The organism is Acidovorax sp. LjRoot38, assembly GCF_964252975.1.
Taxonomy (GTDB): Bacteria; Pseudomonadota; Gammaproteobacteria; order Burkholderiales; family Burkholderiaceae_C; genus Acidovorax; species Acidovorax facilis.
Window position 1 is genome coordinate 338,403 of record NZ_CAXUPT020000005.1, and the last position, 25,488, is coordinate 363,890.

Below are 25,488 nucleotides of genomic sequence, written 5' to 3' on the forward strand. Positions count from 1 at the left end.
GCCGAGGTGGCGCGGCCCGCTTGAGCCGCGCCGGGCTTTCGTTTAGCGTGGCGGCATGAGCACCACCACCCTCCTCGTGCGCCAGGACAACCTGGCCAGCACCCGCCTGTTGACCGCCGACGACACCCCGCTGGAAGGCGGCCAGGTCCGCGTGCGGGTCGAGTCGTTTGCCCTCACGGCCAACAACATCACCTACGCCGCGCTGGGCGACATGCTGAACTACTGGCAGTTCTTCCCCACGGGCGAGGCAGGCTGGGGCATCGTGCCCGTGTGGGGCTTTGGCACGGTGACAGAGTCACAGCACCCCGAGGTGGCCGTGGGCGAGCGCCTCTATGGCTACTGGCCCATGGCCAGTCAGGCCGTGCTGTCGCCCCAGCGCGTCAACCCCACGGGCTTCAGTGACGGCGCCGCGCACCGCGCGGGCCTGCATGCGGTCTACAACCACTACCTGCGCACCGGCACCGACGGGCTGTACCGCGCCGACAACGAGGACGTGCAGGCACTGCTGCGGCCGCTGTTCATCACCTCGTGGCTCATCGACGATTTTCTGGCCGACCAGCAGTTCTTTGGCGCCAAGCGCATGCTGCTGTCCAGCGCATCGAGCAAAACGGCCTACGGCACCGCCTTCCAGCTTGCACAGCGGGAGGGCATCGAGGTCATTGGCCTCACCTCGCCGGGCAATGTGGCGTTTTGCGAAAGCCTGGGCTGCTACAGCCGCGTGGTTACCTACGACGCACTGGACAGCATCGACGGTGCCACACCCAGCGTGTACATCGACTTTGCGGGCAGCGTGGGCCTGCGCCAGCGCATCCACGCCCACTTCACGGGCCTGGCCTACAGCTGCTCGGTGGGCGCCAGCCACGTGCAGGACCTGGGCGGCGCAGGCCAGTTGCCCGGCCCGCGCCCGGTGATGTTCTTCGCCCCCGCCCAGGTCAAGAAGCGCCACGCCGACTGGGGTGCCCAGGGCCTGAACGACCGCTTGGTGGCGGCCTGGAACCAGTTCAGCACCGCCGTGTCGGCCGGGCCGCAGCCCTGGCTGGTGGTGCAGCACCATACAGGGCCGCAGGCCACGCAGGCGCTGTTTGCGAGCGTGCTGGCGGGCAGCGGCGACCCGCGCGCCGGGCATATCGCGACGATGCTGCCTGGCTGAAACGCTATGCCGGTCCGTCAAGGGCGCGGCGGCGACAATGGGGCATGACCCCATTGCCCCCCGACACCGCTGCCAACGCCGCCAACGACCAACACCCCTACGCCCGCCTCACCCCCGACCAGGTGCTGGACGCGCTGGCCAGCGTGGGCCTGTATGGCGACGGCCGCCTCATGGCCCTGTCGTCGTACGAAAACCGGGTGTACCAGGCCACGCTGGAAGACGGCGAGCGCGTGGTGGCCAAGTTCTACCGCCCAAGCCGCTGGAGCGAGGCTCAGATCCTCGAAGAACACGCCTTTGCCGCCGAGCTGATGGCCGCCGAGGTGCCCGCCGTGGGCCCGCTGGTGCTGAACGGCACCACCCTGCACCAGCACGATGGCTTTGCGTTTTCCGTCAGCCCCTGGCGCGGCGGGCGCCAGCCCGAGCTGGACGACTTCGAGGTGCTGGAATGGATCGGCCGCTTTCTGGCGCGCATCCACACCGTGGGTGCGGCCCAACCGTTTGTGCACCGGCCGCTGCTGGACCTGGAGACCTTTGGCACGGCATCGCGCGACTGGCTGCTCACGAACGAGATCATTCCGCTCGACATGCAGGCCACCTGGAAGGCCCAATGCGACAAAGCTCTTGAATTGATAGCTGCCAGCGCCTATCCATCAAGCGCTGGAGTCTCATTTGGCTTAGAAAATGCAACAGCAATCCGCCTGCATGGCGACTGCCACCCCGGCAACATCCTCTGGACCCCGCTGGATGAATGGGGCCGGGGCGGCCCGCATTTTGTGGACCTGGACGACGCGCGCATGGGCCCGGCCGTGCAGGACCTGTGGATGCTGCTGTCGGGAGACCGGCGCCAGCGCACCCACCAGCTCGGCGCACTGATCGACGGCTACGAGCAGTTCCGCAGCTTCGACCGCCGCGAGCTGGCGCTCATCGAGCCGCTGCGCACGCTGCGCCTCATCCACTACAGCGCGTGGCTCGCGCGCCGCTGGCAGGACCCGATCTTTCCCGTCAACTTCCCGTGGTTTGGCACCAGCGACTACTGGCGCGGGCAGGTGGACATGCTGATCGAGCAGATTGAGGCCATGCAGGAAGAGCCCCTGGCGGCGTGAGATGAACGCACTGAGCCGCCTGCGCTGCGGTGTGTTGTGGTGCAGGCCGCTGCGGCGCCCCGGAGAGGCGCCAGAGGCGCCCGGGCATTGCAAACGATTGTCAACCCGTGTGCACAGGGGCGCGATGTCGCGCAACATCCAGAGACGCCTTCTTGGAAAGGCGTTTTCTGACTTGCGAAGGGCGCTTGCGCCCGAAGACCGACACCATGCGCATTGCCGTCCTGCACGACGACCCCCTCTTGCCCGACATGATCCGGGGCGCCCTTGAGCGCCACCACCATGTGTGCCATTTCTATACCAGCGGTGCGAGCCTGCTCAAGGACACCCGGCACGAAACCTTTGACCTGCTGATCTCTGGCTGGCACCTGCCGGACATGGACGGCATCGAGGTCATCCAGCGCCTGCGTGAGATGGCCGGCCAGCAACTGCCCATCCTGCTGGTCACACGCCGCAATGAAGAACGTGACGTGATCGAAGCGCTCAACCGGGGCGCGGACGACTACATGGTCAAACCCCTGCGTGTGGGGGAGCTGGTCGCCCGCGTTGCGGCCTTGCTGCGGCGGGCGTATCCGCAGGCCATGGGCCAGCAGCTGGTCTTCGGCCCCTACCGGTTCGATCCGGAGAAGCGGTTGTTATCCCTGCACGGCGAGCCACTGGCGCTGAAGAACCTGGAATACGAACTCGCCCTTTTCATGTTCCGCAACGCGGGCCGCCTGTTGTCGCGCGCGCACCTGCGCGAAGCGGTGTGGGGCGAGCGCAGCGAAGCACCTTCACGCTCGCTCGACACCCACGTTTCGCGCCTGCGCACCAAGCTGCAGTTGACGCAGCAGGCCCACGGCTATGCGATCACGGCCATCTATGGCATGGGGTACCGGCTGGACACGGTAGACACGGTGGCCCTGGCGGACCCACGCGGCTGACACGCCGCGCGCAGGACGGCGCACAAGCCGCCACGTGCTCCTTCCCTGAACAACAAAAAAAGGCCAGCACGCTTTGCAGCGTGCTGGCCTTTTGGCGTTCCGCCCGCCGCCGCGAAGTGATCGCGGCGGTGGTGGCTGCCGGGCTACCGGCGGCGGCCCATGGCAGGGTGCTGCCAGGCCATTAGGCCCAGCAATGCAGCCAGCAGGATCAGGCCCCATTCCGACAGCGTCGGAATGTTGCTGGCGTTGCCCGTCACCGTCGTCGAGGCGCTGGACGTGTTGTTGCCAGGGTTGGTGTCGCCCGGCGCATCCACCGTGGCAGAGTTCACCAGAGGACGCGCACCGCTGTAAGGGGTGGCCAGGGTGGTGTTGATCGTGAAGGTGCGCGATGCCCCCACCGCCAGCGCTCCGACACCACAGCTGACGGTCCCGGCCGCGTTGACGCAACCTGGCGCTGAAACAAAGTTCACCCCGGCGGGCAGCACGTCCACGACCTGCGCTCCATCACTGGCCAGCGGGCCATTGTTGGTGACCACCAAGGTGTAGGCGAGCGCAGCGCCGGGCGTAAGAGGACCTGCCGGCGCTGTTTTGTTCAGTGCCAGATCCGTGGCCACGGTAAAGCGGCGCGCGGTGGTGTCATGGGTCACCACGTTGTTGGCCAGCGTGGTCTCGGTTTCGTCCACCACCACACTCGCCTGGTTGAAGGCCGTGCCGCTGGTGGCGCCATTGACGGTAAGGGTCTCCGCGCGCATGACGTAGGTGATGGTGGCGCTCTGGCCGCTGCTCAGCCCCGGAAAGCTACAGGTCAGCGTGCCGCTGGTCGCCCCCATCGTGGGTTCGGTACACGCGCCGCCTGCATTCACCGTGAGCGCGCCCTGGTAGCTGAAGGTGGCCGTGGGCGAGGAGCCCGGTGCGGGGAAGATGTCGGTCATCACCACGTTGGTGCCAAACGACGGGCCGCTGTTATTCACCGTGATCGTGTAGGTCGTGTTTTGTCCGAGGTCGACCGGATCAGCGCTGTCCACCTTGTTCACCAGGATGTCCAGCTGCGCGGCAGTGACCGGGGTGCTGGTCGTGGCGCTGTTGTTGGCGGCGTTCGACTCGGCGGTGGCCGTGGTTGCGGCCACGCTGTTGACCACCGTGCTGCCCGTTGCACTGCCCAGGGGGCGCATGCGGTAGTTCACCGTCTGCTGCGATCCGGAATTGATGCTGGCCCAATTACAGGTGAGCGTTCCGCCCACCGTGCCCGCGGTGATGGGCGCGCAGCTGCCGCCCCCGCTCACGCTCACCACGTCGATAAAGGCGGCGTTGGACGGCAGGGTGTCCACCATCTGCACGGTCTGTGCCGTGGAAGGCCCTGTGTTGCCAATCGTCGCCACGAAGGTGATGGGAGCCCCGGCCGCAACGGTGGACGGAGTGGCCGTCTTGGCAGCCGTCACATCCACGATGGCCGTGACTTGGCTGGTCACGCTGCCACTGTTGTTGGCCTGGTTGGGGTCGCCCACGTCGGTAGAGCGCACGGTCGCGGTGTTGGTGCGCGGGCCACTGACGGCAATGCTGGGGCGCACCACCACGGTCACGGTGGCCTGCGCGCCGGAGTTCAGCGTGCCCAGGTTACAGCTCAGGTTCTGCGAGGTGCCGTTGGTGACAGCGTTGGGCGTGCAGCTACCTTGCGAGGCCACGGCAGATTGAAACCCCCCTGTGTTCACAAGACTGCCCAGCGTATCCGACACCACCACGTTCGTGGCAGCGGCCGGGCCGACGTTGTCCACGGTGATGACATAGGTCAGGTTCTGGCCCGCGACCACAGGGTCGGGCGCAGCGGTCTTGGACACGACGCGCAGGTCGGCCTCGGTGGCCGTGGAGGTCACGCCCACACCCACGCAGTTGTTCGCACCGTTGCTGTCCACGCGCACACCCGCCCCCAGCGCCACGCAGGCGTTGTTGGTGGCGGTGCCAGTGCCCGTCAGCACGGCCGACACCGTGACGGCAGGGGCATTGGTATTGGCGTTCAGGCCGGTAGAGCGCGAGCAGGCCCAGTTGCCGGGGCCGGTGAACGGCAAAGCGTCGCAAGTCCAGCCCGTCGCGCTGACCAGGCTGTCGAGCCTCACGCCCGCCGGCACCTGGTCGGTGATGGTGATGGTCTGGCCATTGGGCACGGCCAGCGGCCCGGTGTTGCGCGCGGTCAGCGTGTAATTGAACGCCTGGTTCGGCACCACGGGGTTGATGCTGGCCGTCTTGGTCAGCTGCATGTCGGCGTCGTTGCTGGCCGTCACGTTGACCGAAGCCGAATTGTTGGCGGGCACCGGGTCTGGCAGCGCCGTGCTGATACCGGCCGTGTTGCCCAGCGTGCCTGCGCTGTTGGCCGTGGCGGTCACGGTGATCGTGGGCATGTTGCTGAAGTTGGCACCGGTGTATTCGGTGCGCGTGCAGGTGATCGTGGCGTCACAGACCCAGCCCGTGCCGACGGCAGATACGAAGCTAAGTCCGGCGCCCAGCGTATCGGTCACGGTGACCGGCTGACCCGCCAGCGACACCCCGCCGTTGAGGCGCGGCGTGAGCGTGTACACCACGTTGGCACCCTGGGCCACGTTGGAGCTGGCGGCTGTCTTGGTGATGGACACGTCGGCACCCGAGGTGGACGTTACGTCCGCCGAGGTGGTGTTGTTGGAGGTGTTGCCATCGGGCATGGCGGAGTTGTCGGGCTTGATGCCATCGATGGCAAAAGCCGCCGTCACCGTGCCATTGACGTTGGACACGGCGGGAACCGTCAGCACCGAGGCGGACGCTCCACTGGCCAGGGTGCCCGTGCGCGTGCAGGTCACATTGCCGCTGCTCAGCGGATAGCCGCCCGATGGCGTGCAGGACCAGCCCGTGCCTGTCGGAACAGAGGTAATCGACGCGCCGGCTGGCACTGTGAAGGTAATCCGCTGGCTGCCATCGGCCGCGTTCGGGCCGTTGTTGGCAGCCTGCAGCGCGTAGCTGTAGGCCTGGCCGGCCACCACGTTGGCCGTGGAGGGCGTAGCCACCAGCGCAAGGTCGGCCGCCTGCGTGGCAGTGGTGTCCTGCACGCTGTTGACGTTGTTGCTGGTGTTCGGGTCGGACGTGGCGCTGCCAGCCGTGGCGGTGTTGGTCCAGACCCCGGCGGAAGGCAGCCGCACCCGGATGGTCACGGTCTGGTTGCTGTTGAACGGGATATTGCCCAACGTGCAATCGACGACACCCGCCGCCTGGCTGCAGGTGCCTGCTGTGGTGGCCACATCCACGAACGTGGAGCCCACCGGGAGTGTGTCCGTCAGCGTGACGCCGGTGGCGCCGTTGGGGCCGTTGTTGTCGATGCGCAGCGTGTACGTGAAGATGCCGCCTGCGGGCCCGGGGTCCGGCGAATCCGCATGGTTGACCACCAGGTCGGCAGACTGCGCCATGGCTGCACCCGCAAACAGGCCACCCGCCAGCAAGAGCCAGCGGAAGCGGCGTACCGCGCTGTGCGCAGGGCTTGTAGCAGGCTGCGCGGGCCCACTGGATGTGCGCGCGCGCCAGAAGGCGCATGCGCCCTCCCAAGATCGCGTCAATCGATAAAGCATCAAAAATACTCCTGAGGTGAATGGCTCCGACTTCCGGCCACGCCGCAACCTCACCAGGCCCCGAGGGGCTGGCAAAAAATGCAGGGAGTGCGTGGATGTACCGTGGCCGCCACGGACCAAGGCTGGGTTGGAATTTATCGACGGACGGGGGCGCAATCCGCCCGGCAACAATCGTTAACGGTTGCGAACGGTATTGCGTATTGTTTGCACCACGGGTGCACGCCACCCCGGTGGGCAACACGGGTGGTGGACCGGCTGGGGGGCCCTGGGCTATGCTGCGCCATCTTCGATCTACCGCGAGTTGGCCCACCCATGAAGGACATGTTTCGCACGCTCCTCTCCATTCGCCAGAAGCGCAAGCCCGCCCCCGTGGGGCCTTTGCCCGCCGTGGGCACCGTGATCCTGCGGGGGCAGGTCAAGATGGCCGTCACCCATCCGCTGCCCAGGGAACTGTGGGACTGGCTGGTGCTGTCGGGCTGGCGCAACCTGCCGGTCAAGAACGACCGGCGCAAGGGACTGCGTTTGCCAGAGGGGGCGCTCAAGGAGCTGATCGACACCCCCTCGCAGGAACGCAACCAGGCACACAGCCGCATCCTGGAGCAGGCCCAGCCCGAAGATTGAGCGGCTTTGTAAAGCCCCATGAAAAAACCGGTGGTGCCAGGCACCACCGGTTTTTACTACTATTTTTATAGCACTTAGCGCTTGATGGACAAGCGCCAGAGGCCGATTTTGCCTAAATTTTTACACCAGCAAGGCGTTCACGCGCTTCACATACGCGGCGGGGTCTTCAGGCAAGCCGCCCTCGGCCAGCAGCGCCTGGTCGAACAGGATGTGCGCCAGGTCGTGGAAGTGCACACTGCCATCGAGCTTCTTGACCAGCGCGTGCTCGGCATTCACCTCCAGCACAGGCTTGGTCTCGGGCGCCTGCTGGCCGGCCTGCTTGAGCATGCGCGCCAGCTGGGTGCTCATGCCATCGTCCTGCACCACCAGGCAGGCGGGTGAATCGACCAGGCGCGTGGTCACGCGCACGTCTTCGGCCTTGTCCTTGAGCGCTTCTTTCAGCTTGGCCAGCACAGGCTTGAAGGCTTCGGCAGCTTCTTCGGCGGCTTTCTTCTCGGCCTCGTCCTGCAGCGTGCCCAGGTCCACGGCGCCCTTGGCCACGCTTTGCAGCGGCGTGCCGTCAAACTCGTGCAGGTAGTTCAGCGCCCACTCGTCCACGCGGTCGGTCATCAGCAGCACTTCGATGCCCTTCTTCTTGAAGACTTCGAGCTGCGGGCTGTTCTTGGCAGCGGCCAGGGTGTCGGCGGTGATGTAGTAGATCGCCTCCTGGCCTTCCTTCATGCGGGCCTTGTAATCGGCAAAACCGACCGTCACGGCGTCGCTGGAGGTGGATGCAAAACGCAGCAGCTTGGCCAGGCGCTCGCGGTTGCCAAAGTCTTCGCCCAGGCCTTCCTTCAGCACGGCGCCAAACTCGGCGTAGAACGCGGTGTACTTGCCTTCCTTGGCCTTGTCGTCGGCATCCACCACATCGGTCACGCCGTCGGCGCCCGCTGCGGTGTCATGCTTGTCGTGTTTGGCCAGATCTTCCAGCATCGAGAGCACGCGCTTGGTCGAGCCTTCGCGGATGGCACGCACGTCGCGGCTTTCCTGCAGCAGCTCGCGGCTCACGTTCAGCGGCAGGTCGGCGGAGTCGATCACGCCCTTGACGAAGCGCAGGTAGGTGGGCATCAGCGCCTCGGCGTCGTCCATGATGAACACACGCTTCACGTACAGCTTCACGCCGGCCTTCTTGTCGCGGTTCCACAGGTCAAACGGCGCCTTGGCGGGGATGTACAGCAGCTGCGTGTACTCGGTGTTGCCTTCCACTCGGTTGTGCGCCCAGGTCAGCGGGGCCTCGTGGTCGTGGCTGATGGTTTTGTAGAACTCGGCGTACTGCTCTTCGGTGATGTCCTTCTTGGGGCGCGTCCACAGGGCGCTGGCCTTGTTGATGGTTTCCCACTCGCCGGTCTTGACCATGCCGCCGGGCTGGCGGCCGCCGTTTTCGTCATTGGGGTTGATCAGCTCGCCGTCTTTCCACTCTTCCTTTTCCATCAGGATGGGCAGGCTGATGTGGTCGGAATACTTGGCGATGACCTGCTTGAGCTTCCAGGCGTTGAGGTATTCCTCGGCGTCGTCGCGCAGGTGCAGGATGATGCTGGTGCCGCGCTGGGCGCGGGTGATGGTCTCCACCTCGAAGTCGCCCGTGCCGCCACTGATCCAGCGCACGCCTTCGTCGGCCTTCAGGCCCGCGCGGCGCGATTCCACGGTGATCTTGTCGGCCACGATGAAGCCGGAGTAAAAGCCCACGCCAAACTGGCCGATGAGCTGGGCATCCGCCTTCTGGTCGCCTGAGAGACGGCCCATGAAGTCCTTGGTGCCGCTTTTGGCGATGGTGCCCAGGTGGTCGATGGCTTCTTGCTGGCTCATGCCGATGCCGTTGTCGGTGATGGTCAGCGTCTTGGCGGCCTTGTCGAAGGTCACGCGCACTTCGAGGTTGGGGGCGTCTTCAAACAGCGCGGAGTTGTTCAGGCCTTCAAAACGCAGCTTGTCGCAGGCGTCCGACGCGTTGGAGATCAGCTCGCGCAGGAAGATCTCCTGATTGGAATACAGCGAATGGGTGACCAGGTGCAGCAGTTGCGCTACTTCGGCCTGGAAAGACAGGGTTTGTTTTGTGCTCATGGTGTCTTGGAGGTTGCTGTGTAAGGTGCAAAAAGAACGCGTTTCACGCCCAGGAGGCCAGGAAAGGCATTCGCGCGTGTTCACCTCGGGGCGGACTCGGTGATTTCAAGGGTTGCACTGTGCGGCGCACACCCCTCACCACCTGCGGCCCGCACCGAAGCCATCCCGCACAGCCATTTCGGCGCTGAAGATTGTTGACAATTTGCAGGCATTTGACAGCAATTTCTGTCATTTAGACCCCATAAGATGCACGCCACCGAAGGCGCTCGGTGCGAGGCCGCCTTCCCATCCTCTGCCCCCTTTTCCTCCGGAGCCCTCTTGCCATGCCCACATCCCTGAAAAAATGGTCCGCCGAGTTCCTCGGCACGTTCTGGCTGACATTTGGCGGTTGCGGCAGCGCCGTACTGGCTGCCGCCTTCCCGCAGCTGGGTATCGGTTTTGTCGGCGTGTCCCTGGCCTTTGGCCTCACAGTGCTGACCGGGGCCTATGCGCTGGGGCCGATCTCGGGCGGGCATTTCAACCCTGCCGTGTCGGTAGGGTTGGCGTTGGGGGGCCGGTTCAAGGCGTCCGAGCTGCCGGGCTACGTGGTGGCCCAGGTGCTGGGCGCCATTGCTGCAGCGGCCGTGCTGTACCTCATTGCCACGGGCAAGCCGGGCGCAGACATCGGGGGCTTTGCCACCAACGGCTATGGCGAACACTCCCCAGGCGGCTATGGGCTGATGGCCGCCGTGGTGACGGAGGTCGTGCTGACAGCCATCTTCCTCATCGTGATCCTGGGCGCCACGGCCAAACGCGCGGCCAGCGGCTTTGGCGGGCTGGCCATCGGCATGTGCCTCACGCTCATTCACCTGATCTCCATCCCGGTGACCAACACCTCGGTCAACCCGGCCCGCAGCACCGGTCCGGCGCTGTTTGGCCCAGCCTATGCGCTGTCGGAACTGTGGGTCTTCTGGGCCGCGCCCATTGCAGGCGCACTGCTGGGCGCCGCCATCTACCGCGCGCTGCTGAGCGACGACTGAAGTGAAACACCCCCTGAGTCGCTTCACGCCTTCCCCCTCTCTCGCCTCGCTGCGCGAGCCGGGAGGGGGACGCTCCCAGCGCGGCGGGGCGGCCCTTGCGCGGGAGCACTGGCCTGGGCCGCGCCAGCTTCGTGCGCCCGTGGGTGGCGCGAAGCGCAAGGTATCACTGGTGCGACGTGCCTGCCGCGCTACAGCACTGTCGGCGGCTTCCAGCCCGGCAACCCGGTTGAATGCAAACCATGCGGGCCTTGTGGCGGCCTGCCCCCGTCAGCCTTCCAGCGTGATGCGCTGCACCAGCGACTGCAGGATCTGGTCGGCCTTGTCATTGGCCACCTGGCAGGTGCCCGCTGCCGCATGCCCACCGCCCCCAAACTCCAGCATGAGGTTGCCGATGTGAACCTGGCTGCTGCGGTCCAGGATGGACTTGCCGGTGGCCAGCACCGTGTTCTGTTTTTGCAACCCCCACATCACGTGGATGGAGATGTTGCAGTCAGGGAACAGCGCATAGATCATGAAACGGTTGGTGGCCCAGATGGTGTCCTCCTCGCGCAGATCGAGCACGACCAGCTTGCCGATGCGGATGGCGCAGCGCTGCAACTGCTCCTGGGCCTTGGGGGCGTGTTCGCGGTAAAGCTGCACGCGCTCCTGCACATCGGGCAGGGCCAGGATCTCTTCGATGGTGTGGTCGCGGCAGTACTGGATGAGATCCATCATCAGTGCGTAGTTGCTGATGCGGAATTCGCGAAAGCGCCCCAGGCCCGTGCGCGAATCCATCATGTAGTTCAGCAGCACCCAGCCCTGGGGGTCGAGGATGTCTTCGCGCGAATACTGGGCCGAGTCGGCCTGGTCCACCGCCGCCATCATCTCGTCGGTGATGCGCGGAAAGGCCGCCTTGCCGCCGTAGTGGTTGTAGACCACACGGGCTGCCGAGGGGGCATGGGCTTCGATGATGTGATTTTCGGAGCGCCGCCCCGAATTGCGTACCGTTTCGGACTCGTGGTGGTCGAACACCAAATGGGCCCCGGGCACATAGGGCAGGTTGGTGGTGATGTCACGGCTGGTGATGGCAATCTTGCCGTCCTGCATGTCCTTGGGGTGGACGAAGGTGATCTCGTCGATGAGGTTGAGCTCATTGAGCAGCACGGCGCACACCAGGCCGTCAAAGTCGCTGCGGGTTACCAGGCGGTATTTCACGTCACTCACTAGCTTCTCCTTGTTACATATCTCGTGGCCACATGGTAGCGGTGGCCTCACACCCGGCAAGACCGCTGGCGGGGAAAAACAGGCCATCCGAACCGCTTTTCCGGTTCTGCCGTGTTGCCTGTTTTTTGCTTGTCTTCACGCAGGCTGCAGCCATTGCTCCAGCTGCTGCGCCACACCCGCATCCCCCAGCAACGCCAGATGGCCCATCCGGTGGAACACGGCCTGCCGACTCTTGGCAAAACCCAGGGTTCGTTTCGCATCATCATGGATGCCCAGGGCACTGTGCAATGGCACCAACCCGTCCCCCACCAGCCGCTCGGCCGCCGGACTGCGCCGCGCCGCCAGCGTGGCGGCAACAGCATGGCAGGCCACCCCATCGGGCAGGGGCACGGGGGTGCGCCGGTCAGGGTGCCGCACGAAGCGGTCACGCCCCTGCCAGTCGGCCTCCAGCACATGGCCATGGCGCAAGTCGGTAATGCCCGCGCTGCGCAGCTGCGCCAGCCGGGCAAACGGCCGGGAATACGGCGTGCTGCCCAGCAGGGTGTCCACCCAGTGCCCTGCGCGCTCCAGCGGTGCGCCATGGTGGGGCGTTCCCAAAAATACGAGGTGGCGCAGCAGCGCCAGCCAGCCCTGCCCCGCAGCCGCCGCTTGGTGGCAGGCACTGCGGGCCACCAGGCCGCCCATGCTGTGGGCCAGCACCGCTACCTCCTTCACGGGCACGGGCCAGGCCGCCACCAGGGATTCCAGCTGGGCGGCCAGCTCGGCACCGTTGGCGGACGTGTGCAGGCCCGTGTTGTAGCGCAGGTAGACCGGCGTATAGCCCAGCGCCTGCGCAAGGTGGGCGCCATGGTCATGGCCCTGGTGCAGCCACTGCAGATCGTTCATGCACAGGCCATGGACCAGCACCAAGAGCTTGCCCGTGGCCCGGCCGCTGGCGGCCAGGGCGGGCAGGTCCAAAGGCAGCCCATCCCGGTAGAACCCCATGCGGGTGCACAGTGGGTTGTCGTCGCGCTGCAGGCGGTCGCCCATCACGCCGTTGAGGGCGGCGAGCACGGCCTCGCGCTCCCACTGCACTGCGGTGGGCGGCGCATCGGGTTCAAAAAACGGCTCCAGCCGCGCCAGACCTGCCTGCAGGCCCGCGTCCACCAGGCGTGTCACGCCCCGAATGCTCTGGTAGACCAGCCCGGTCAGGCCGCGCGCCTGGCCCGGCTGCGCCCCTCCAGGCAGGCCCAGCGTGCCCAGCACCGACTGGTGCACCCCCTCGGCCACGCGGCTGATGCCCGTGGTGGCCTGTGTGGCCAACCGCGCCACTCCCCGCAAGTCGGACGCACGCAACTGGCGCAGCGGATGGGGTTTGGCGGCGTTGGCAACATCAGCGCGAGGTCGCAGTGGGGTAGGCATGGAGAAGGCTCCGTTCAAGGGATGCAGTGCGGTGACGCGGGGAGCCTGGTGGTACTCAGAACCGCTCGCTGGGAGACAGGTAGCGCCACTGCCCCACCGGCAGATTGCCCAGGATGACGCGGCCGATGCGAATGCGCTTGAGCCCCACCACCTTGAGACCCACCAGCTCGCACATGCGGCGGATCTGGCGCTTCTTGCCCTCCGTCAGCACAAACCGCAGTTGCTCGGGGTTCTGCCAATCGACCTTGGCGGGCTTGAGCGGCTCGCCGTCCAGGCTCAGGCCATGGCGCAGCCGGGCCAGCAACGCGGGGGGGAACACCGCCTGCACATTGGTGCTGACAGGATCGCGCTCGTCAATCTCCTGCAGCGGCGCGGAGCGCTCACTGGGATGGCGTGGCACCACCTGACCCGGTGCCTGGTAAACGACGCGCACCAGGTACTCCTTTTCCATCTCGGAGTCCTCACCAATGATCTGCCGGGCCACCCGACCATCCTGGGTCAGCACCAAGAGGCCCACCGAGTCGATATCGAGCCGCCCCGCAGGCGCCAGGCCACGCAGCTGCGGCGGAGAAAATCGGTTGCGGCTGGGGTCGTCACGCCAGTGCGTGCGGGGGTTGATCAATGCCACCGCGGGCGTGTGGCCATCCTCGGCCTGGCCGCTCACATAGCCGATGGGCTTGTTCAGCAGGATGGTGACGCGCTGCTCCTGGAAACCCTGGGCAACCTTGTCTACGTCGATGCGGTCGGTAGGCAACACCTGCACGCCCATCTCGGCCACCTGGCCATTGACCTTCACCCAGCCCTGGGCGATCCAGTCGTCCGCCTCGCGCCGCGAGCACAGGCCCAGCTCGGCCATGCGCTTGTTCAGGCGGGAGCTGACCATGCCGTTCACGGTGATCGTCGCGGACGCCCGTTCGGGCGCTTGCTTGATGGGCGCAACAAACGAGCCCGACGCCGTGCGGTAGTTGGGGGGCGCGGGCGCCCTGGCAGCGCGCGGCGGCGGCGCGGGCCGGACGGGAGCCGCTTTGGCGGCCACGGCGGGACGGCGGAGAACAGGACGGGTTGCGGGTGCCGCTGGTGCGCTGGCGCCTGCAGCCGGCGCGGGGGCGGGGGCAGCAGCGGGGCCGGCAGGCGGGCGGGAACTGGAAGGAGAAGACATTGCGCGTATTTTCGCCTGCGGGGCCTGGCAGACCAAGAACTAAAGAAACTTACCCCTGGCGCACCTGATGCGCCTGCCCCTCTTGCCAGGCCAGGAAATCATCGACCGGCAGTGGTCGTGCAATGTGATAGCCCTGCGCCTCATCGCACGCCAAGGTGCGCAAGCGCTCCAGAATGGCGGCGGTTTCCACCCCCTCGGCCACCACGGTGAGCCCCAGGTTGTGCGCCAGGTCGATGGTCGAGCGCACGATCATCGCGTCGTCCTCGCCCGTCTCCATGCCCATCACAAACGATTTGTCGATCTTGAGCTCATGGACCGGCAGGCGCTTGAGGTAGGCCAGCGAGGAATAGCCGGTGCCGAAGTCGTCAATCGACAGCTTGAAGCCCTGCTCCGACAGCCGGTTGAGCATGGCCTCGGCGCGCTGGGGGTCGTCCATGATGGCGCTTTCGGTGATCTCCAGGCAGAAGGCACTGGCCGGCACGCCATGGCGCACCAGAATGTCGGCAAGGCGGGTGCTGAGTTCCGGGTCGAGCAGATCGCGTGTGGACAGGTTGACCGACACCCGCAGCGCCAGGCCCTGGGTGCGCGGGTCGGCCAGCAGGCGCGCCACCTCTTCGAACATCCACAGCGTGAGCTGCCGCACGAACCCCGTCTGTTCGGCAAACGGAATGAACTGCATGGGCGGCACCAGGCCGCGCTGCGGGTGCTGCCAGCGCACCAGGGCCTCGGCAGCCCGGCCGGGCTGCCCGTGCAGCGGCACCTTGGGCTGCAGGTACAGGCGCAGCTCGTGGTGCTCCACCGCGTGGCGCAGCTCGGTCAGCAGCGACAGGGTCTGCGCGCTGGCCGAATCAAATGAGGCGTCGTACTGCTGTGCCCCGCTGAGCCTGCGCTTGGCGGCATACATGGCGATCTCGGAGCGGCTCAGCAGCGTGTCGGCATCGTCGGCATCGCCAGGCCAGCAGGCAATGCCAATGCCAGCGCTCAGGTCCACCGTCTGGTCCTCGAAGGCCAGCGGCTCTTCGAACGACTGGGTGATGCGCAACGCCGTGGCATGGGCGGTGGCCGCATCGGCGCCCCGCAGCAGCACGGCGAATTCGTTGCCGCCCAGGCGGGCGACCATGTTGTCGGGCGATGGCACCTGCTGGCGCAGCCGCTCGGCCACCGCCTGCAGCAGGCGGTCACCAAAGGAATAGCCGAGCACGTCGTTCACGTGTTTGAAGCGGTCCAGGTCGAGCGTGAGCACGGCCAGCGGGTGCGGGGGCACCGCACCGCCGGTGCTGCGTGCAATGGCCAACACCACCGCCTCGCGAAAGCGCTCCCGGTTGGGCAGGCCCGTGAGGCGATCCCAATAGGCCAGGCGGCGGACCTCGGTTTGCTGCGCAGCAATGTCCCTGCGCATGTGATCGAATGAACGTGCGAGGTTGCCAATCTCGTCGCTGCGGTCGGTGTGTTCCAGCGGCACATCGTATTCACCGCGCGACAGCCGCTGCGTGGCGGCCAGCAGCGAGCGCAGCGGCGTGGTCAGGCGTTGTGCGACCAGCCCCGTGCCCACCGCAAACAGCATCACCCCCGCCACGGTGATGATGGCCAGCAGCACCTGCAGCTGCCGGTAGGGGGCGAGCACTTCGTCCACCGACCGCAGCAGCAGCGCCTGCACCTCGCCCCCCACGCTGTCCAGGCGAATGGCCCTCGCCAGCAGGATGCCCTCGGGCGTCTGCAGCTCGCCAGAGGGCACACCCTCGCGCTGCAGCAGCGCCAGCGAGCCTGGTGGCAGCGTGCTGACGGGCACCTTGGCCCTGCCGTCCTCGCCCTTCACGACCAGCGCCACGTGCACCGCCAGCAGCTGCCGCATCTCATCGGCCAGCGGCTGGTTGACCGGGAACCCCATCAGTACCCAGCCAATGACCACCGGTGCGCGCAGCGGCACCATCACGAACTGGTAGGGCACGCCGCCCATCACCGCGATCTGGCTGCCCTGCGGCTGGGCGGCCAGCGGCGGCACCAGCGCGCGCAAGGTGGCCGGAAACGCCTCCATGTTGCCCGCCAGGCTGACCGCGCGCAGTTCCAGGTCGGTGCCCAGCAGCGCGGTGACCGCCGCGCCAATGCGGTTGCCGTGGTTTTCGAGCACCGACTGGATGGTCTCCTCGTCGCCCGAATTCACGGCCGAGCGAAAACCGTAGTCGGCGGCCAGCAAGGCCGAACCCTGGCGCAGCTTGTCGGCGTTCTGCTCCAACAGACGGCGCCAGACGTTTTCATCCAGGTCCAGGGCCTGGGCAATCTGCGCACGGGCATTGCGCTCGATGGTGGCGCGCACCACGGCAAAACCTGCAGCCTGCACGATGAGCAGCAGCAGCAACGTGAGCCCAATCAGCCGCAAGATCAGGCTGCGCCCCAGTTCGCACAGCTTCTTCCGGTTCAAGGCTGCAGCCCTGCCAAACGCACCGATGCCGCCGCAGCACCCGTGGCGGGCACCGTGAGCGCCTGCTCCTGCGCGGGCGCGCCCACGGGCAACCGCGTGTGCCAGGTGCGCAAGGTGTAGGTGCCGGGCGGCACGTTGTCGATCTGCGCCCGGCCCGGTGCGGCAGGTGTGCGGGCGTAGTACGGGGTGTCCACCACCACAATCCAGCCGACCATCTGGTCGTGGATATTGCAGCCCAGCACGGCCACACCAGGGCGGTCGAACAGCACAGGGTTGGAAGGCGTGCCTGTATAGAGCTTGAGTTCGAACTTCTTGGCCGGCGAGAACGAATAGACGTGGTGGCGCACCGAATCATGGTTGGGGAACCGCACCTCGGTGCCTACGGGCACCACGAGCACGCCGGGCACAAACTGCCGCTTTTCCTGCGCCATCTCCGCACCGGACAGCGGCCTGACCGCCTTGCGGGCATCGGCGGATTCGAGAAACACCACGGCGTCTGGCAGCGGCCTGCCCGCCGCATCCAGCACCTCCACCTGCACTGTGGCAGCCTGGGCAGCGGTGGGCAGGCCTGCCAGACACGCCACAAACACCACAACCACGCCGGTCAGCGCAGACAAAGCCCTGGTGCGCTGGGCATGGCAGCTGGTGGTCATGGTTCGATGGCCATGCCCAGCAGGGGGGCGCCTTCACCCACGGTGCCCAGCGGCCGGGTGGCCCCTGTGCGCAGGTCTACGAGGTGCAGCCGCGTGTGGCTGTCCACCGAAGTGCGCACCGCAATCAGCGCGGTATTGCCGACGTCCGAAATATCGAACGCCACGTCGGTGAGCCGTGGCAGCCCCAGCGACCCCACGGTGCGCAGCTGGCCGGTGTTGGGCGACACCACAGGCGTGGTGCCTTCGCGTGAGCCCTGCATCACCAGCACGCCGAGGGTCCGGTCGATGGCGTAGTTGGTGGTGATCTTGCTGTCCTGGGCGTTGTAGGTATAGGCGGCGCCTGCGATGTCGGGATTGCGGCCGGCGTGGGTGTCGCTCCACGCATAGCGCAGGGCCGGGTCGGGTTGCACACCCTCGACGGCCGGGTCGCCATCCACGGCAGCCCCGGTGTCGGGGTGCAGGCGCAGGTTCTGGCCCGTGTTCGACACCACACGGATCCGGTCGGCCGCAGGGTTGAAATCGAAGCCGAAGGCCGTGCCCCGCAAGCCCAGGACCGCTGGTGCTGGCCCCACGGGGCGCAGCGCGCCAGTGGGAATGTCGAGCGTGTACAGGCGGCCCGCCTGAGAGAGTGCATAGAGCACGCCACGCGCCACCCGAAAGTCGATACCCACCAGCCGCTCACCTGTGGGCAGACCCGTGACGGGGCGCCGCTCCAGGATGCGGTCTGGCTGGCCGGCGTGGAAGGTGATGAGTTCGTGCGAGGCCGTGATCGCAACGACCAGTTCGCGCTGGCTGGATTCTGGCGCGGGTGCGGTGGCGCAACCCGCCAGCGCGGCGCCTACCAGCGCTGCAGCAGCCATGTGGCGCACCAAGGGGAAGGAAAGAGCTTTCATCGTGGGGCCTCGCATCTGTAACGGATTTATACCTGATGGGCCACTCCCGCGTGGCCACAGAGCAATCCAGGGAAAGTGGATTGCTATATTTTGTATAGCATTTGATGCTTTAAATACAGGCGTAAACACCAGTTCTATCTGCAATCTTGCGAAGCAACAATACCGCCATACGCTTTCACAAATGGCAAAAAATTGCCCGCAAATTTGTAACAACGAGCCCATGCACATTGGGCATACCACTATCCGCAAGCGTCATGACACATTTTGTAATTTGTGCCTACACTGCCTTGAACCCGGACGCAGACCAAGGCCATTCAGCAGGTGGCTGACACGGGCACCCTTATTGCTTCGTTCTCCCCACACGATTCATTGTCCCCAGAGACTCCAAGGAACACCATGCAGGCCGCAACGTCACTCAAATCCCTGTCGATTTCCAGCCGACTGAGCCTGGGCTTTGGCTGCATGCTGGTGCTGCTGGTGGCGGTGGCCGCCGTGGGCCAGCTCTCGGTGGGCAAGGTGCACGAGCAGATGCGCCAGATCACGGGCATCGGCGCCAACAAGGCCAAGCTGGTCAATGGCATGCTGGAGAGTGTGAGCGCCATAGGCATTCAGAGCCGGTCGGCGGCCATGCTCAACGACATCGACCCCAAACAGGCCCGCGAACAGATTGATGCTGTGGCCAAGACGCTCAAGCTGTATGCGACCCAGGAAGCCGCGCTGGCGGAGTTGCTGACCCCCGCCAACGCCACCCCCACCGAGATCAAACTGCTGGGCGAAGTGCAGGCCCTGGGCAAGAAGACCCGCCCCGAACTGGACACAGCCATCAAGGCCGCCGACGACGGCGATACCGTGAGCGCCACCCTGGCGCTGATGACCCGCGTGGCGCCCGCCGAAACCGCCTGGCGCACCAAACTGGGCGAACTCATCGACCTGCAAAACACGCTGAATGCCGAAGCCACTGCATCGGCCGAGCACACGCAGAGCCAGGCCCGCGTGGTGGGCGGGCTGCTGGTGCTGCTGGCCATTGGGTTGGGCGCGCTGATTGCCTGGCGCATCACCACCAGCATCACGGCCCCCATTGGCCGCGCCGTGGTGGTGGCCGAACGCATTGCGCGCGGCGACCTCACCTCGCAGGTCGAAGTGCGCATCCACGACGAAACCGGCCGCCTGCTCGAAGCCATCGCCGCCATGCAGGAACGCCTGCGCACCCTGGTGGGTGAGATTGGCCAGACGGCAGATTCCATCCTGGTCGCCAGCTCGGAAGTGGCCTCGGGCAACCTGGACCTGAGCCAGCGCACCGAACAGACCTCGCACAACCTGCAAAGCGCGGCCAGCTCGCTGGTGGACCTGACCGGCACGGTGTCGCAGAGCGCCGACTCGGCCCGCCAGGCCAACCAGCTGGCCTCCACCGCATCGGATGCCGCCACGCGCGGCGGCGAGGTGGTGTCGCAGGTGGTGCGCACCATGGACACCATCAGCGCCAGCTCGCGCAAGATCGCCGACATCATCAGCGTGATCGACGGCATTGCGTTCCAGACCAACATCCTCGCGCTGAATGCGGCAGTAGAAGCAGCCCGTGCAGGCGAACAAGGCCGGGGCTTTGCCGTGGTGGCCGGCGAGGTGCGCAACCTGGCGGGCCGCTCGGCCAATGCCGCGCGCGAGATCAAGGCGCTGATCGGTACCAGCGTAGACCAGGTGCAGGAAGGCAGCACCCTGGTGAACCACGCCGGCAAGACCATTGAAGAACTGGTGCTTTCGGTGCGCCGTGTGTCGGACATCATGGGCGAGATCACCGCCGCCACACAGGAGCAAAGCCAGCGTATTGGCCACGTGAGCCACTCGGTGGGTGCGCTGGAAGAAATGACCCAGCAGAACGCGGCGCTGGTGGAAGAAGGCGCCGCCGCCGCCGACAGCCTCAAAGACCAGGCCGGGCGCCTCACACAAATGGTGGGCACCTTCCGCCTCACGCGCGACGGCGGCGATGACAACAGCTGGGGGGCAGGCAGCCCCTCTGCATCGCCAATGGCTGTGCCCGCCCCTGCCCGCACCACCGGCAGCCGCCCCCTGTCCTCGCCACCTTCCCGCCCCCGCGCCCTGCCGCGCAGCTAACCGGACTTTGAAACCGGCGCGCCCCACGCCAGGGACGCCCAGCAAGGGCCGCCCCGCAGCAAGGGCGTCGTCCCCAGGCGCCGATCGCCTCAGGGGGGAAACACACTCGACCGCAGCGCGGCCAAGTCCAGCACGCGCAGGCCGCCGTATTCCACACGGATGGCGCCCTGCGCTTCCAGCGCAGCCAGCGCCTCGTTCACGCGCTGGCGCGACAGACCCACCAGATAGGCCAGCTCCTGCTGCGTGATGCGCAGCACCTCGCCCACGCCCGGGTACAGCACCGGGTTGAACAGCGACGCCAGGCTGCGGGCCACACGCACATCGGGGTTGTTCAGGCGGTCGATCTCGCGCGCGGCGATGAACTGGCCCAGGCGCTCGTTGAGCTGGTTCATCACAAAGCGGTTGAAGCCGATGGAGTGGTCCAGCAGCCAGTGAAAGCTGTCAATCGGCAACCCCGCCACCACACTCTTGCGCAGCGCCTGGATGTTGTAGCGGTAGGGCTCGCGCTTGATGGTGGTGCCCTCGCCAAACCAGCCGCCCGGCGGCAGGCCCGCGTACGTCATGGTCTGGCCCTGGGCGTTGTCCGTGCTCATCTTGAGCAGGCCCTCGACCACACCAAACCAGTAGGTCACCGGGCGCCCCACGCGGCACACATAGTCGCCCGCCTTGGCATCCCCCACCAGCAACGAGGCCACAGCGCGCTCGCGCTCGGCGGGCAGCAGCAGTCGCAGCCAGGGAATGCCGTCCAGCTCATCCGCCGTGGGTGGCCGACGACGCTGGTGCAAAGACAGATCCTGGTTCATGCGTGAGTCCATGGCGCGAAGGTTCTCATGAAAAAGGGCAGTCTGCCGCGATGGGGAAGTGCGGGAATACCACGACCCCAATTGTCGCCAGACCGACAAAAAAATGCCAATCGTGATTGGATGATGTCGCCTCCCCCGGCCGCCGCTGCGCAGGCCCGGGCCTTTTGAGGAGACACACATGCCCGCCGACCTGCCCCCGACCACCGCCCGCCCACCGTCCCACATCGCCCGGCGCCAGTTGCTGGCTGCCGCGACCGCCACCATCAGCCTGCCCTGGCTGGGGCTGGGCAGCGCCCGCGCACAGGAAGGGACCATCCGTATTGCACAGTCCACCGCCCTCACCGGCCCGCTGGGCGATCTCGGGTCGGCCATGCACCAGGGTGCCAAGGCAGCGTTTGCGGGCATCAATGCACGGGGTGGCATCCACGGCAAGACCATTGAACTGGTCACGCAGGACGACACCTACGATGTGCCCAAGGCGCTGGCCAATGTGGAGCAGTTCCTGGCAGACCCTGGGTACTTTGCGCTGTTCAACTGCATGGGCACCCCCATGATCGACGCCATGCTGCCCAAGGTGATCGAGAGCGGCATTCCGTTTTTCGCCCCCTTCACCGGCGCGCAACTGAGCCGCACCAAGGCTCGCAGTGTTTTCAACATCCGCGCCAGCTACGCCGACGAGGCCGAAAAGCTGGTGCAACACCTGTCTACCATCGGCATCCAGCGCATCGGCATCGTCTACCAGAACAACGCGTTCGGCAAAGAGATCTTTACCGCCGCCAAACAGTCGATGGACCGCCTCAAGCTGCCCGAGGCGCTGACGGTGACGGTCGAAAACAACGCGTCGGATGCCGGCGCCGCAGCCACCAAACTGGCAAGCGGCAACCTCGAAGCCATCGTGATCGGCCTGGCAGGCAAGCCAACGCTGGAATTCGTGAAGGCGTTTCGCGCCATCAAGCGCGGCGTGACGCTGTATGCACTGTCGGTGATGGGCACCCCCGCTACCGTGAAGGCCCTGGGCGCAGATGCCACGGGCATGGCCATTTCGCAGGTCGTGCCCTTGCCCTCCAACGTGGTCATGCCGGTGGTGCGCGACTTCCAGGCCGCCTGGAAGGCCTCGGGCGCCGCAGCCGAGCCCTCGCACCTGGCGCTGGAGGGCTACATCAACGCCCGCGTCTTTGCCGAGGCCCTGCAGCGCGCGGGCCGCAACCCCACACGAGCCGCTTTCATCGACGCCACCTGGAACCTCAAGAAGTGGGACCTGGGTGGCTTCGAGATCAACGCCAGCACCCCCGACCGCAATGCATCGCGGTTTGTGGAGCTGACGCTGGTGGGGCGCGACGGCAGGTTTATCCGCTGATCCCCGGGGTTGCTGCGCCGTCTCCCGGACTTTGGTGGGCCGGTGACGCCGACTCCACCGTAGCTCTCGCTTTGCGTGGAGCCAGGTGTTGAAAGCACAGCGCCTCACAAAACAACTATCAAATAGATAGCTATTAGCGCTTACAGGATAAGCGCTAGAGGCTGTTTTAGCTCATGTTTTTTTCTACTGCGCCGCCACCCCATACCGATAGCCCTTGAACGACCAGACGGTACGCCCCGGCTCGATCTTCTCCAGCACCAGGCCGGGTGCCGCCTGGTCGCCTTCGTGCAGCACCTGACCGTTGACGATGGCCATGCGGTAGGCCGGATTGTTCGAATGGGTGGCGCCCGTCACCTTGAGCGCAGGCAACTGCGTGCGCAAGGCCTCGGGCAGGTCTCCCTGCGCAAACACGGGGCTGGCGGGCGGTGGTGCCACTCCGGCGTCTGGTGACGGCCGTGGCGCAGGCGCTGAGGGGGCCTGGGGGGCGGGCGCAGCTGCCGGGCTGCGCGGGCGCGCGGGCTGCTCGGCTGCGGGGGCGCGGGCCGCCGCAGGAGCCGCCACCACCACGGAGGCCACGGGCCGCTCACGTTCACGCGGGGGTGGCTGAGGTGCTGCGCTGCGTTTGTCTGCCGGGCGCTTGTCCGCGCTGCGGGGCTCAAGCGGTGCCATCGGTGCGGGTGCGGGTGCCGGGGCAGGCTCCGGCGCGGGCACAGGGGGCGGCGGCGGGGTTGGCGCTGCCACGGGGGGCGCCACGGCAGCGGGCGTTGGCACAGCCGGGGCCGCTGCCACCACCACAGCCGGGGCCTGGGGCCGCAGGGCCCACCAGGTGCCGCCGGCCGCCAGCGCAGCGGCTCCGACCACGCCCGCTGCGACAAACCACAGGTTGATCGGCCCGGCCTGACCCGGCATGGAGGAAGCGCCAGAAGTGGGCGCAGCCTGCGTGTGCAGGCCCGGCACGGCGCCCCGGCCGCGTTCGGCATCGGCACGCCGCAGGGCATCAAGGATGTAGGACATGGTTAAGGCGTGTTCCGCAGACGTGGCTCGTTCACGCCCGTGGCGCGGTTGAGCAGCATGAGGGTCAGGGGGCCGGCGCGGCCGTCGGGCGTCACGCCCTGGGCCAGCTGGAACCGGTGGATGCGCGACTGGCGCTGAGCGGGTGTCACCGGCTTGCTGCCGGGGCCCGAGCCACCGGCGGCCTTGCTCGCCAGCCGTTGGTCCAGCCAGGCCGCGCCCGCCTGTGAATCGGTGATCTCGCCCCGGTCGGGCATGCCCACCGGGGCGCGCCACAACGTGGCAATCTCGCCGCGCCAGACTTGGGCCAGTTCGGCCACGGGCACGCGCAAGCTGCGGCCGCCGCCTTCGAGCGTGGCGTTGTCGCCATCCAGTCCACGCAGCAAGACCGAGACAGGGGCCTCGGCCTCTTCCGACGGATACAGCGCAAGCAGGACGGGCCGGTCGATCTGGCGCACCAGGTTCAGGCCCGCACGGCGGTTGCGGTAGCAGCGCAAGCCCTCGCGCGGCAGGGTAGTGCAGGCATCCGCGCCCGCAGGCAAAGCCGCCCCCCAGGCCGAGGCCAGCGCCTGCCAGGCCGGCGCATCGGTGGCAGGCTGGGCCTGCATAAATTGGTCCAGCGCAGAAGACGGTGCCGCCGATGACGCCGGTACAGCGGGCGCGGCAGCAACCAGGGCGGAGGCAGCCGCAGCGGATGCGGGCAGCACTGCCGCAGGCGCCGCAGCCGCCGGGGGTTTCGCGCCCAAGCTGGACGCCGCACCCTGCGCCACGGCGGCACCAGGGCCTGTGTTGGCCACCTGCGGGCCGCCACGGTGCGCAGGCCACACCCCCATGCCCCAGCCCGCAGCCGCCACCGCTGCAGCACCCGCCACGGCACCCAGGCCCGCCAGAGCCCAGCGCGGCAGTCCCGCCTGCCGGGCGCTGCGCGCTGCAGCGGCCGAGGCCGGCGCATCGAAGACCTCGCGCGCAGCGCGGTTGACGATGGCCCGGTTCACCTGCCGCGCGCCAGCCGCATAGGCACCGAGCAGCGCCCGGTCGCACAGCAGGTTGATGCGCCGGGGCACGCCGTGCGAGAGCGCATGCACACGCCGCAGGGCACCCCGGTCAAACGGCAGCGGCCCGGTGAGCCCGGCCACGGCCAGGCGGTGTGCGATGTACTGCTGTGTCTCCTGCGGGCTCAGTGCGCCCAGGTGAAAACGTGCAATCACGCGCTGGGCCAGTTGCTCCATCGACGGCTTGGCCACCATGGCGCGCAGCTCGGGCTGGCCGATGAGGATGATCTGCAGCAGCTTGCGCTCGCTGGTCTCCAGGTTGGTCAACAGCCGCAGCTGCTCCAGCACGTCGGCCGAGAGGTTCTGTGCCTCGTCGATGATGAGCACGGTGTTGCGCCCGGCGGCGTGCGCCGCCAGCAGCGAGGCGTTGAGCGGGTCAATGTAATCCTTGACCGTTTCCACACCACCCGGCACGGTGGGCTTGTGCGGCACCCCGAACTCGTCGCAGATGGAACGCAGCAGCTCACGCACCGTGAGCTTGGGATTGAAGATGTAGGCCACGTTGCAGTGCGACGGGATCTGCTCCAGAAAGCAACGGCACACGGTGGTCTTGCCCGCCCCCACCTCGCCCGTGAGCAGCACAAAGCCCCCCCCCGCATCCAGTCCATAGAGCAGGTGGGCCAGCGCCTCGCGGTGCCGCTCGCTCATGAACAGGTAGCGGGGGTCGGGGGCGATGGAGAACGGCGGGTGCTGAAGGCCGAAGAACGGGGCGTACATAGCCCGTGAGGATACCGCCCCCCTGTGAAGCGTTCCGCGATACCCCGTCCGCCACCCTCGCCAATCGGCCGTTCGCCGTGCGTCAGGGTTTTACCCGAGGAGTAGTTTCCCGTAAATTGTCGTCGGCAAGACAAGATGACGTCAAAGTCAGTCCTAGCATCCATCCCATACACAGATACGCAGCCACAAGGCCGCGCTCCCGGCAGTCACCGGACGG

Annotated in this window: 18 protein-coding genes; 7 read left to right on the forward strand and 11 right to left on the reverse strand. The window is 66.8% G+C overall.

The window, feature by feature from the left end; genetic code table 11:
• The first annotated feature begins 55 nt into the window (after positions 1-55).
• From ACSQ22_RS11645 to ACSQ22_RS11655, 3 genes are all read left to right on the forward strand, one after another.
• Positions 56-1,150, forward strand: a complete 1,095-nt coding sequence (locus ACSQ22_RS11645) for a DUF2855 family protein (RefSeq protein WP_436130374.1) — start codon at positions 56-58, stop codon at positions 1,148-1,150.
• Between the two features lie 44 nt (positions 1,151-1,194).
• Entirely contained in the window at positions 1,195-2,253 is a 1,059-nt protein-coding gene (locus ACSQ22_RS11650; protein WP_436130375.1) for a serine/threonine protein kinase, read from the forward strand.
• Positions 2,254-2,459: 206 nt separating this feature from the next.
• Positions 2,460-3,173 carry a response regulator transcription factor gene (locus ACSQ22_RS11655; protein ID WP_228897503.1) on the forward strand — a complete coding sequence of 238 codons (714 nt, stop codon included), beginning with the start codon at positions 2,460-2,462 and terminating at the stop codon, positions 3,171-3,173.
• 143 nt (positions 3,174-3,316) lie between these two features.
• Here ACSQ22_RS11655 and ACSQ22_RS11660 read toward each other — a convergent pair whose 3' ends face one another.
• Positions 3,317-6,757, reverse strand: a complete 3,441-nt coding sequence (locus ACSQ22_RS11660; RefSeq protein ID WP_436130376.1) for an IPTL-CTERM sorting domain-containing protein — start codon at positions 6,755-6,757, stop codon at positions 3,317-3,319.
• A 312-nt stretch (positions 6,758-7,069) separates the two neighbouring features.
• Between ACSQ22_RS11660 and ACSQ22_RS11665 the strand changes: the two genes are divergently transcribed.
• Entirely contained in the window at positions 7,070-7,378 is a 309-nt protein-coding gene (locus ACSQ22_RS11665) for a hypothetical protein (RefSeq protein ID WP_055400148.1), read from the forward strand.
• Positions 7,379-7,498: 120 nt separating this feature from the next.
• Here the strand turns inward: ACSQ22_RS11665 and htpG are convergent, their stop codons facing one another.
• Complete coding sequence (htpG, locus tag ACSQ22_RS11670) at positions 7,499-9,475, reverse strand: molecular chaperone HtpG (RefSeq protein ID WP_436130377.1); 1,977 nt, start codon at positions 9,473-9,475, stop codon at positions 7,499-7,501.
• 323 nt (positions 9,476-9,798) lie between these two features.
• Here htpG and aqpZ point away from each other — a divergent pair, with 323 nt between their 5' ends.
• Positions 9,799-10,494 carry an aquaporin Z gene (aqpZ, locus tag ACSQ22_RS11675; RefSeq protein WP_055400143.1) on the forward strand — a complete coding sequence of 232 codons (696 nt, stop codon included), beginning with the start codon at positions 9,799-9,801 and terminating at the stop codon, positions 10,492-10,494.
• 267 nt (positions 10,495-10,761) lie between these two features.
• Here the strand turns inward: aqpZ and ACSQ22_RS11680 are convergent, their stop codons facing one another.
• The 6 genes from ACSQ22_RS11680 to ACSQ22_RS11705 form a co-directional block, all read right to left on the reverse strand.
• Positions 10,762-11,697: a hypothetical protein gene (locus ACSQ22_RS11680; RefSeq protein ID WP_055400141.1), complete on the reverse strand. Its 936-nt coding sequence runs from the start codon at positions 11,695-11,697 to the stop codon at positions 10,762-10,764.
• A 135-nt stretch (positions 11,698-11,832) separates the two neighbouring features.
• Entirely contained in the window at positions 11,833-13,098 is a 1,266-nt protein-coding gene (locus ACSQ22_RS11685) for an esterase/lipase family protein (RefSeq protein WP_436130378.1), read from the reverse strand.
• 55 nt (positions 13,099-13,153) lie between these two features.
• Positions 13,154-13,981, reverse strand: a complete 828-nt coding sequence (locus ACSQ22_RS11690) for a pseudouridine synthase (protein ID WP_436130479.1) — start codon at positions 13,979-13,981, stop codon at positions 13,154-13,156.
• Between the two features lie 325 nt (positions 13,982-14,306).
• Positions 14,307-16,676: a putative bifunctional diguanylate cyclase/phosphodiesterase gene (locus tag ACSQ22_RS11695; protein ID WP_436130379.1), complete on the reverse strand. Its 2,370-nt coding sequence runs from the start codon at positions 16,674-16,676 to the stop codon at positions 14,307-14,309.
• Positions 16,673-17,329, reverse strand: a complete 657-nt coding sequence (locus ACSQ22_RS11700; protein WP_199727043.1) for a methylamine utilization protein — start codon at positions 17,327-17,329, stop codon at positions 16,673-16,675. The genes ACSQ22_RS11695 and ACSQ22_RS11700 overlap by 4 nt, the downstream gene beginning before the upstream one ends.
• The gene (locus ACSQ22_RS11705) at positions 17,326-18,222 is read right to left on the reverse strand and encodes a DUF4394 domain-containing protein (RefSeq protein ID WP_121507712.1); all 897 of its coding nucleotides are present in this window, start codon (positions 18,220-18,222) and stop codon (positions 17,326-17,328) included. The genes ACSQ22_RS11700 and ACSQ22_RS11705 overlap by 4 nt, the downstream gene beginning before the upstream one ends.
• Before the next feature lie 396 nt (positions 18,223-18,618).
• Here ACSQ22_RS11705 and ACSQ22_RS11710 point away from each other — a divergent pair, with 396 nt between their 5' ends.
• Positions 18,619-20,331, forward strand: coding sequence for a methyl-accepting chemotaxis protein (locus ACSQ22_RS11710; protein ID WP_228897511.1), 1,713 nt, complete (start codon positions 18,619-18,621; stop codon positions 20,329-20,331).
• An 89-nt stretch (positions 20,332-20,420) separates the two neighbouring features.
• On the opposite strand, the gene ACSQ22_RS11715 is transcribed toward ACSQ22_RS11710, so the two are convergent.
• Positions 20,421-21,134: a Crp/Fnr family transcriptional regulator gene (locus ACSQ22_RS11715; protein ID WP_199727044.1), complete on the reverse strand. Its 714-nt coding sequence runs from the start codon at positions 21,132-21,134 to the stop codon at positions 20,421-20,423.
• Positions 21,135-21,312: 178 nt separating this feature from the next.
• Here ACSQ22_RS11715 and ACSQ22_RS11720 point away from each other — a divergent pair, with 178 nt between their 5' ends.
• Positions 21,313-22,491, forward strand: a complete 1,179-nt coding sequence (locus ACSQ22_RS11720; protein ID WP_121422124.1) for an ABC transporter substrate-binding protein — start codon at positions 21,313-21,315, stop codon at positions 22,489-22,491.
• Between the two features lie 183 nt (positions 22,492-22,674).
• Here ACSQ22_RS11720 and ACSQ22_RS11725 read toward each other — a convergent pair whose 3' ends face one another.
• Together ACSQ22_RS11725 and ACSQ22_RS11730 are read right to left on the reverse strand one after the other, a co-directional pair.
• Complete coding sequence (locus ACSQ22_RS11725) at positions 22,675-23,505, reverse strand: general secretion pathway protein GspB (protein ID WP_218298976.1); 831 nt, start codon at positions 23,503-23,505, stop codon at positions 22,675-22,677.
• 2 nt (positions 23,506-23,507) lie between these two features.
• Positions 23,508-25,271, reverse strand: coding sequence for an ExeA family protein (locus tag ACSQ22_RS11730; protein ID WP_436130380.1), 1,764 nt, complete (start codon positions 25,269-25,271; stop codon positions 23,508-23,510).
• Between the last annotated feature and the right edge of the window lie 217 nt (positions 25,272-25,488).